General features: G+C 65.5%; 1 protein-coding gene. It reads left to right on the top strand.

All coding sequences use genetic code 11. From position 1 onward, the window contains the following. Positions 1-678, top strand: a 678-nt coding sequence (locus IMZ11_RS43115) for an FAD-binding protein (protein WP_228649420.1), incomplete at both ends; no start/stop codon positions are given.

The following is a 678-nucleotide window of genomic DNA, read 5'->3' as shown; positions in this document are numbered from 1 at the left end:
GCCCAGGTGATGCGGCCCGGATCAACCGACGACGTCGCGAAGGCCATCACCGGAGCAGCTGCTGCCGGACGGCGGTTGAAGGCCGTCGGTGCCAGTCACAGCTTCTCGGGCATCGCGGTGGCGCCGGAGATCCAGATCGATCTCAGCCGGCTCAGCGGACTCATCGGTGTCGACGCAGACCGCCGGCAGGTGAAAGTGGGTGGCGGAACGCGACTCTGGCAACTCACCCGACTCTTGGCGTCGTACGGGTTGGCACTGGAGAACATGGGCGACATCGATCGGCAGACCATCGCGGGGGCCATCTCCACCGGAACCCACGGGACCGGCGCATCATTCGGCGGTCTGGCCACCCAGGTCGTCGGCCTCACCCTGGTCACGGGCGACGGGCAGGTGCTGTACATCGATGAACACCACAACCCCGAGTTGCTGCCGGCGGCCCGTATCGGCCTCGGCGCACTCGGAGTCATCGTCGAGGTGACCCTGCAATGCGTCCCCGGCTTTGCCATCCGTGCCGTGGAAAAAGTGGAACCACTGCGCGACGTTCTCGACTCCTTCGACGAACGCATGATGCAGGCAGACCACTTCGAGTTCTTCTGGCTTCCGCACACCGAGGTCGCTCTGACCAAGACGAACACCAGACTGCCCGCCCATTCCAGCGGTAAGAGCGCGGCACGGTGG

The organism is Microtetraspora sp. AC03309 (assembly GCF_020826795.1).
GTDB lineage: Bacteria > Actinomycetota > Actinomycetes > Streptosporangiales > Streptosporangiaceae > Microtetraspora > Microtetraspora glauca.
This window is presented reverse-complemented; position numbering and strand designations above follow the sequence as displayed.